The sequence below is a fragment of the Acetobacterium sp. K1/6 genome, assembly GCF_034438075.1.
Taxonomy (GTDB): Bacteria; Bacillota; Clostridia; order Eubacteriales; family Eubacteriaceae; genus Acetobacterium; species Acetobacterium carbinolicum.
In genome coordinates, this window is sequence record NZ_JAXQGA010000041.1 from 1 (window position 1) to 7,088 (window position 7,088).

Sequence of the window (7,088 nt, forward strand, 5' to 3'; positions counted from 1 at the left end):
AGCTCCATCGGTTGATTATACAGCCTATTAACGGTGTTGATATTTTCTATGAATGGATGGACACAGTTATTTTGGTTTTTTTCAAATTGCTTCATCATCTGCTTCTTTTGAGGTATTTTACAGGTGCTCCAGCAGCTGAATCTTAAGCCCATTGGGGTCGCTGATAAAGAGGTACCTGATCTGCGGTGCGGGCTGAAACGGAACGCTGTGCTGGATACCTTTTTCTTCTAATTCTGCCATCGTTTGCTCCAGTGAGACGACTTCAAATCCCAGTGAAATGTTGGCGTCAATGCTCGTCGCCGGGATGGTCTTATTGTAAATCAGTTCCAGCTTGGTTTCGCCATCCCCTAAAAAAGCCAGTTCAAGATCTGGCCCGGCCAGCCTGCGGCTGTCCACCGTCAATCCCACAATATCGGTATAAAACCGGATCGATTCATCCATATCTTTGACGGTGACTGTTACCCATGAAAACTTCATAACTTTCTCCTTTTTAAATCTAAAATTTTGTTTTATCAGTAGTTAACGGTATTGTAGCATAATACTCTATTTTTGCATCAAGGTTACAAAGATTTTGAGCCCATTTTTGCTGTTCCGCAACAACGAATAAGCGGTGGGCTTCAAGCATCGCCAGTCGTTCGGGGATGGTCTGATCGCCTTCGGCTCTCAAATCGGAATATTTTTTGATCTCTCGCAGCGGCATCCCGGTCTCTTTTAGTCGTTTTATGAAACGAATCCATTCAATATCGTTTTCATCATAATTGCGTCGACCCCGGGCATCACGGGAAACGGTAATCAATTCCTTCTTTTCATAATATCGCAGGGTATATTCACTGATCTTGGTCAGTTGGGCCATTTCGCTGATAATCATATAAAGCCTTTCAAAAAGAGGGTTGACTTAGAGCATAGTCTAAGCACTATACTGATAGTATAAAGAATTTTGGAGGTAATTACAATGGATCAAACACGTTATCAAATTGGCATCGAGCAGTTAAGAAAAATTGATGGAGTTGGCGGCGAAAAAGTGATCGAATCACTTAAAACAATCGCGCCCGACCTGGGCAATTACATTATCGAATTCGCCTTTGGCGATATCTACCCCCGGCCGGAGCTGACCCTTGCGGAACGGGAACTGATCACCATCACCAGCCTGCTGACCGCTGGCGGCTGTGAACCTCAGCTGGACGTACATATTAATGGTGCCTTAAATGTCGGGATTCTACCAGAGAAAATTATTGAAGCTTTTATTCAATGTATCCCCTACACCGGATTTCCGAAAGTTTTAAACGCCGTTGCAGTTGCCAAAAAAGTCTTTGCCAACCGTGACGCACTCCCCCATGACCAGCCGGCTCCTGGCAAGCGTTAAGCGTTCCTGGCCTTGGTGCCTGAAGTAGGCCTGGTGGCGACGCTCCCGACCAGGTCTCACTTCTTGCCGACACGCTGATAGGCCAGCCGTTCAGCCCCACTCTTGAGATAAATCAGACCGCAATAAGTAAAACCATTTTTAGTGAGGACACGTTGCATGATCCGATTGTCCCGATGGGTATCAATCCGGATATTGGTACAGATTTTTTCGCACCAGTCAAAAATCGCCCTGGTTAGTCCGGCCACATTGCCGGCACTGGCCACCCGATGGATGGCAACGTACGGGTCATCATTTCGCCACTGTCCGTCAAAAATCCGGTTATAGTCAGGATCGCCTTCCCGTAGCAGCACAAACACCGCCTCGATCCGACCGTCAACTTCACAGACATAACTGATCTGCTTTTTGATGTCATCTTCAATCAGGCTTGGTTGGGGATAACCATCAACCCATTGATGGGGATTGCCCATCGCGGCCATCATGGTGCGGGCATGGCTGTAAATTTCTTCAATCCCCGGGATATCTTCAATTTGCGTATGTCTAATCTTCATTTTTTGCTCCTCATTATCCTTTTGTCGATCTGGTTTGGATTGAACACTGGGCATGTGCTTAACCTTCTTGTAATCGCACACGATTGTCATTTAAATTTCTTGAGGGCGTGCTGAAAAAAATCAAATCACCTTTTGGATAAAACCAATGCCTGCAAAACATTCCCGTTTTTCTGTTCCCGCAGTTCAATGATCTTACCACCAAGACGCTCATTTAAGCGCTTTGCACCGCTTCTGGTATTTCCGTCTTTTGAAAAAAAGACAATAACTGGGCGATTCTCATTTTCCATATCGTTTCTCCTTTAAATTAAGTGAACCTAACGCTGGGGTACTAACGCCGATTTTCCGCAATTTCCCGCTGTTTCTTTTTTGTCAGTTTCATAAAAACGGTCTGATATGCCAGTTGGATGCAGTCAATCAAAACCAGTTCCGGAACATCGCCGGCAAGCCGAATCCAATTCCAATGTTGTTTATTCATAGTTTTTCTCTTAGGCCAGATTTTTAATCTTGTCTTTTACCTGGGTGGCCATTTTCACATTAACACCTCCATATATGCTTTAATCCGCTTTTCTACGCCAAAGATATTGGCATAGTTAAGCAGTAGCGTAACATTTTTGTCTTTTTTTCTGAAATAGCGTTTAACGGCTTCAGCAATCAGCCCCAGATCGGTCTGGTAGCGGGGACTTAAGAGATCGCAAATGGTCCGTTCCTGATTATAACAGCGAATGCCCCGGCCAAAATTTGTTTTAACCTGGGTAATTCCAATTTCGTACCATTCTTTCTTGACGCTAAAAACACGGAGATTTTCTTTGCGTAAGTGGCTGCTATTATAACCAAAGGGAACTGTTACGGTGACCTCAAGGGGATCCCGATCTGTCAGTTCTAAAAAAACCAAGGCCGTTTCATGGGAATAAATCATTTTTTGGTTGATGGCCTGTTTCCAGTAATAGACATCATCCCAAGCATCCTCGCTGATATAGACACCTCGACGCAGGGCTTTAAGCCGACCTGAATTGACCAATTTGTATAAATAGGTTAGGGGAATGTTCTCATTTTCCACATCTTAAGTGAGAACCAACCCATCTTTTGCGACAATCAACGCTTCCAGTTTATTTTGATAATTCATGCTTCCACCTTTTTCTTTCACGCTATGATTATATCTTAAACATAGCGTGAAAGAAACATTAAGCCATCCCTCCGACTTGACCGAAACCACGGCATCCCCCGGGGAAAAGCGGTAGAAAACGCTGGTAACCGGTGATCGCCAGTCATGGATGAGCATTTTATAGGCGTTTTCTTTTTTCAGTGAATGGTGACCAATATAGATTGGTTCGGTTTGCTCTCCCTCACTAAAACAAAAATCAATCCGGGCAAAATAAGGCGTGTCACGAATGCTCCAAGGCTAACTACGGGCGGTTGGTCTACCTTACCCGATGGGATGCACCCACTATATGCAAGGCTGCTGTCGCCATGCCAGAAAGTGCACAAAACCTCCAACCCCTTGTGCACCCAGTTTCTCTGGCTACTGGGGTCTCTCGCATTTTCTAAAAGATGTGAGTAACTACCTCTATTAAGAATTTCTTTTAGAATACCTTCTTCAAAGCACCTAACTTTTTTCCATAAATTAATGAAGCCATCTCTCTACTGATATAGGTACCACCAGCCCCGCTCATTGATAAGAATTGGTATTTGACTAAATCATTGCTTAAAACAACAATGGTAATAGTGTCATCAATGTATTTCTCAAAATGAGACGTGTAACCATTTGGCATTGACCCACCATGGCAGATACTTTTACAATCAAAATGTTTTTTTACAAACAATCCATATCCACATTTTACATATTTGCCATCATGGTGAGGCTTTTGCATTTCCTTTACTGTTTGCGTTTTCAATAGTTTACCATCCTGAATTGCTCGATCAAGCAAATAAAAATCACCAACAGTTGTGACAATATCACCACAAGCAAAGAACATTGATGGGTCCATATAGAACCCTTTTTCACCGTTAATATAATTATTGGCTACATTTTTTTTGTTCTTCATCAATAAATCCTGAATGATTCATTTTAGCAGGAATAAATAGATAATTTTTAACATATTGGTGATAATTCATTCCTGAAACCATTTCAATGATCAAACCAAGAATAAGATAATTCGTATTACTGTACGACCATTTTTCACCAACAGGGAATTTCAATTTATAACCTTTGACAATTTGTAGTATTTCTTGGGGGGTATGATGTTCTCCCCATTTTATTTGTTTTCTTAACATCACGTAGTTCGGTATCCCAGAAGTATGAGTTAGCAGATGATGAATGGTAATACCATGACCCTGGTAAACGTCTGGAAGATAATCGTCAATATGCTGTTGTGTTGAAAGCATCCCTTTTTCTGATAACTGCATAATACATAATGCAGTTATTACCTTTGTCATCGAGCCAATCATAAATTTTGTTTGAAGTGTATTTTTTATTCCTTTTTCCTTATTTGAATATCCATATGATTCATTAAATATAATTTCATTATTTTTTGATAACAAGACATTTCCACTAAATTTATTTTGTTTTTTAAAGTACTCATTTAAATTAATATCCATCGTTGATGTCCTCTAAATTTATTATCGGGTAGCTTAAAACCAACCGGTCGATCTTTGATTAAGTGTGTCCTGGCAACGGGACTGCTTTCCATAATTTCCCGCCGTTTCTTTTTCGTTAGTTTCATCAACACGGTCTGATAAACCAGTTGGATACAATCGATCAAAACCGGTTCCGGGACATCGCCTGCAAGCAGAAGCGAATTCCAATAGTGTTCGTTACACCCGGACTCTGATCAAGAAAAAAGCAGGGAAGAATCGCCCCCCAAAAGTTAAGACAATCGGTCAATTCCATCAGCATTTTGGCTTGGCTCACAGAACTTTCGTCTCCTTGCGCTCCCCATACCTTACCCGATGAGATTCGCAACACCTATTTAAAACGTCATAGCTCAGGAACACTAGCTTGGGGTTACTCTTACTTACACTGAATCGGCTGTATAAATAGTGCACAAAACCTCCGACCCTTTGTGTACCCTGTGCCGGGGAGTTTTGGAGCTGTTTTATTCATGATAAACCTTCTTTCCCTGAACCTTAGTTTTTTACCTTAATGGATTTATATTTAGGTTTTATTTATCCTATAATTATAGTACAATGGTATAAAGACTAGGAGGTGCTAGTGATGCAAATCAATACCGAAAATTTAGTTTCCATTACCGAAGCCAACCAGAATTTTTCGAAGGTTGCCCGGCTTGTTGATGAAAACGGCGCTGCCATCATTTTAAAAAACAATACCCCCCGCTATGTCCTGATTGAGTTCAGCCAGTTTCAGGAAGAAGCCGCACTTGACGATGACGCAGTTGACGCCATTGCCAAACGGATTCTTAAAAAACATCAAGCCGCCTTTGAGGAATTGGCCAAATGAAACGGTTATCCCTTCAGCAGGTGTTGCGACTTCACACCATGCTGATTAACGAAACTGGCGGCAGTGATGGTCTCCGGGATGAAGGGCTGCTGGATTCTGCTCTAAATGCGCCCTTTCAAAGCTTTGCGGGTGAAGATCTGTACCAAACGGTTCCAGCCAAAGCCGCTCGTTTGGGCTTTTCACTGATCAAAAACCATGCGTTTTTAGATGGCAATAAACGGATCGGTATTCTGGTTATGCTAACATTTCTGGAGATGAACGGCTTTATGCCTGATTGTACGGATGATGAACTGATCCAGTTAGGTCTCAGGCTGGCGGCTGGTCAAATAGATGATCGGCAACTGCTTGACTGGATTATTGATCATGTCTGACACCACAACCAGTTAAATCTCTTTTTGGTGGGGCTGGCAAATGAGCCGCCCAAAGCAGACCGCTTTCTGGCAATTTACCGAGTTGGATAATAAGTTAAGTGTCCCTGGCATTGTGGCTCAGTTAAAAACTCAACAATTCCCGACTCTCTAGTTGCATGTAGCTGGACACTGGAGCTAATGTTAATTCTGTTCGCAAATCTCACTCATTATCTTAAGGGCATTAGTTAAGCTGCGCCTGCACCGAAGCCGTGATGCTTAACAATTTAATTTAAGCATCGAATTCAAAATAGCTTCAATCAAAATGATTAATTCTAGACAAAGATTTTGATGTGATTCTTCCTGTTCAGGTTTCATTTCTCTCGCATGAAAGAGCTGATTTCGTCTTTTAATAAAATCTTTCATTTTTTTTGAATCAATGTTGTATTGTAATATCCCGCTCTTTACATCAGTTATTTCAAAATACTCAGTTAATAGTTTTTGAAGTTTATAAGCACGGCTTTCTGAGGTGGTGTTTAAGCTTGTACTAATACTATTGTAAATATTGAATTTCAAATTTTTTTCATGTCTAGTTGAGTCATCTTTTGCAGATACTTGCTGCTTTTCGCTATCAATAAAAAAGGGACTTATTTTTTCTTTTATATTTTCAATCTCTTGGAGAGTCAAAATTTTGGAGGTGTTTTTAGATGTTTTATTTTTATACTGTTCTTCAATTAATTCAATTGGTGCAAAAGCATTATAGTATTTTGTTTTGTAGTCTGTGGCAGCTAAAGCTCTGTAATAACAATCCAATATAAAACAAAAATTTGAATCTTTGGATTTAAGAATTACTTTATCGAGCGGTTCTAGGTCAATTTTTTGAATTGTTTTTATGGTGACAAAATGTTGAATTTTTATGGTGCTGTTTATTAGAAATTGGTCTGGACTTTTTTCTTCATCATATTTCTCAATGATGGGTATTTCGGTGTAACTTATTTCAGTTGGATTATATATGAGTCTTAAATGAGTCGAATGTTGATTTTTAAAATTTTTTTGAATGATGAATGAAGCTACTTTTAGCACTTTATCTACAAGTACAGCTAATTTTTGAGCACATTCATTTTGATCAACCGCTTTCATTTGATAGAATGACAGACCATATTTTTCATTTTCGTTATATAATCTATATGGTGTATCATCGATAACCCCTTTGTGTTCAAATTCAAGGATTGTCTTGTCAAAGTTGACATTTTCTTTATAATAATTCTTTTGTTCTAAAGTAAGTGGAATAGATATGTCGTAAGCGATTCAAAAGATGGCGTAGTGCAAAATAGGTCGAATTATTGTAGACTAACCTAAAAGAACTTACAGGAGGT

Annotated in this window: 13 protein-coding genes; 3 read left to right on the top strand and 10 right to left on the bottom strand. The window is 40.3% G+C overall.

Translation table 11 applies throughout. The features are described 5' to 3' along the window. Positions 1-117: 117 nt before the first annotated feature. Together U2P91_RS17390 and U2P91_RS17395 are read right to left on the bottom strand one after the other, a co-directional pair. Positions 118-477: a VOC family protein gene (locus U2P91_RS17390; protein ID WP_111886758.1), complete on the bottom strand. Its 360-nt coding sequence runs from the start codon at positions 475-477 to the stop codon at positions 118-120. 19 nt (positions 478-496) lie between these two features. Continuing rightward, complete coding sequence (locus tag U2P91_RS17395; protein WP_111886757.1) at positions 497-868, bottom strand: MerR family transcriptional regulator; 372 nt, start codon at positions 866-868, stop codon at positions 497-499. Between the two features lie 84 nt (positions 869-952). Between U2P91_RS17395 and U2P91_RS17400 the strand changes: the two genes are divergently transcribed. Next, positions 953-1,363: a carboxymuconolactone decarboxylase family protein gene (locus U2P91_RS17400; protein ID WP_111886756.1), complete on the top strand. Its 411-nt coding sequence runs from the start codon at positions 953-955 to the stop codon at positions 1,361-1,363. Positions 1,364-1,419: 56 nt separating this feature from the next. On the opposite strand, the gene U2P91_RS17405 is transcribed toward U2P91_RS17400, so the two are convergent. The 7 genes from U2P91_RS17405 to U2P91_RS17435 form a co-directional block, all read right to left on the bottom strand. Then, positions 1,420-1,911, bottom strand: a complete 492-nt coding sequence (locus U2P91_RS17405; RefSeq protein ID WP_111889655.1) for a GNAT family N-acetyltransferase — start codon at positions 1,909-1,911, stop codon at positions 1,420-1,422. A gap of 125 nt (positions 1,912-2,036) precedes the next feature. Continuing rightward, on the bottom strand, positions 2,037-2,198 hold the full coding sequence (locus U2P91_RS17410) for a hypothetical protein (RefSeq protein WP_162624381.1): 162 nt from the start codon (positions 2,196-2,198) through the stop codon (positions 2,037-2,039). Between the two features lie 41 nt (positions 2,199-2,239). Then, entirely contained in the window at positions 2,240-2,386 is a 147-nt protein-coding gene (locus U2P91_RS17415) for a hypothetical protein (protein ID WP_204355453.1), read from the bottom strand. Between the two features lie 54 nt (positions 2,387-2,440). Further along, a complete protein-coding gene (locus U2P91_RS17420; protein ID WP_322520081.1) occupies positions 2,441-2,968 on the bottom strand; it encodes an abortive phage infection protein in 528 nt (175 codons plus the stop codon). 523 nt (positions 2,969-3,491) lie between these two features. Continuing rightward, positions 3,492-3,953, bottom strand: coding sequence for a hypothetical protein (locus U2P91_RS17425; RefSeq protein WP_242988573.1), 462 nt, complete (start codon positions 3,951-3,953; stop codon positions 3,492-3,494). After that, positions 3,925-4,506, bottom strand: coding sequence for a serine hydrolase domain-containing protein (locus U2P91_RS17430; protein WP_242988572.1), 582 nt, complete (start codon positions 4,504-4,506; stop codon positions 3,925-3,927). The genes U2P91_RS17425 and U2P91_RS17430 overlap by 29 nt, the downstream gene beginning before the upstream one ends. A gap of 160 nt (positions 4,507-4,666) precedes the next feature. Beyond that, entirely contained in the window at positions 4,667-4,819 is a 153-nt protein-coding gene (locus U2P91_RS17435) for a hypothetical protein (RefSeq protein WP_162624380.1), read from the bottom strand. A gap of 303 nt (positions 4,820-5,122) precedes the next feature. Between U2P91_RS17435 and U2P91_RS17440 the strand changes: the two genes are divergently transcribed. Next, positions 5,123-5,365 carry a type II toxin-antitoxin system Phd/YefM family antitoxin gene (locus U2P91_RS17440; RefSeq protein WP_111886753.1) on the top strand — a complete coding sequence of 81 codons (243 nt, stop codon included), beginning with the start codon at positions 5,123-5,125 and terminating at the stop codon, positions 5,363-5,365. Next, positions 5,362-5,736, top strand: a complete 375-nt coding sequence (locus U2P91_RS17445) for a type II toxin-antitoxin system death-on-curing family toxin (protein WP_111886752.1) — start codon at positions 5,362-5,364, stop codon at positions 5,734-5,736. The genes U2P91_RS17440 and U2P91_RS17445 overlap by 4 nt, the downstream gene beginning before the upstream one ends. Positions 5,737-5,991: 255 nt before the next feature. Here the strand turns inward: U2P91_RS17445 and U2P91_RS17450 are convergent, their stop codons facing one another. Continuing rightward, positions 5,992-6,852 carry a hypothetical protein gene (locus tag U2P91_RS17450; RefSeq protein WP_322520082.1) on the bottom strand — a complete coding sequence of 287 codons (861 nt, stop codon included), beginning with the start codon at positions 6,850-6,852 and terminating at the stop codon, positions 5,992-5,994. Positions 6,853-7,088 lie beyond the last annotated feature (236 nt).